The sequence below is a fragment of the Methylobacterium sp. CCH7-A2 genome (assembly GCF_001557075.1).
Taxonomy (GTDB): domain Bacteria; phylum Pseudomonadota; class Alphaproteobacteria; order Rhizobiales; family Beijerinckiaceae; genus Allobosea; species Allobosea massiliensis.
Map to the genome: position 1 here is coordinate 1 of NZ_LSKN01000051.1, position 669 is coordinate 669.

Consider the following 669-nt stretch of genomic DNA (forward strand, 5'->3'; position numbering starts at 1 on the left):
CGTCGCGCAGGCCGTCGCCGAGGAAGTTGAAGGCGAGGATGATCAGGATCACCGGAACGACCGGATAGAGCAGCCAGGGATAGAGCGCCACGACATTGATGTTCTGGGCCTCGTTCAGCATCACCCCCCAGCTCGTGATCGGCGGGCGCAGCCCGAGGCCGAGAAAGCTCAGCGCCGTCTCGCCAAGGATGGTCTTCGGGATGGTGATCGTTGCCGAGGCGATGAGATGGCTCATGAAGCCCGGCACCAGATGCAGTCCGATGATCCGCGCCGGCTTCGCGCCCATCAACTGGGCGGCGACGACATAATCCTCCTCGCGCAATGACAGGAGCTTCGAGCGAACCGCCCTCGCCAGACCCGTCCAGTCCATCAAGCCGAGGATGACGGTGATGCCGAAATAGACCAGCAGGGGGCTCCAGGAGGGCGGCATGATTGCCGCCAGCGCCAGCCAGAGCGGGATATGCGGCAGGGACTGGACGATCTCGATCAGGCGCTGGACGACGAGATCGACCTTGCCGCCATAGTAGCCGGCGATGCCCCCGATGATGACGCCGAGCACGAAGGAGACGAAGACACCGAGCAATCCAATCGAGAGCGAGATCCGGCCGCCATAAAGGATGCGCGAGAGCATGTCCCGGCCGAGCCGGTCCGAGCCGAGCAGGAACAGCG

At 64.1% G+C, this 669-nt stretch carries 1 protein-coding gene; it reads right to left on the bottom strand.

The features are described 5' to 3' along the window. On the bottom strand, positions 1–669 hold a 669-nt coding region (locus AX750_RS03855), incomplete at both ends, for an ABC transporter permease (RefSeq protein ID WP_156451704.1).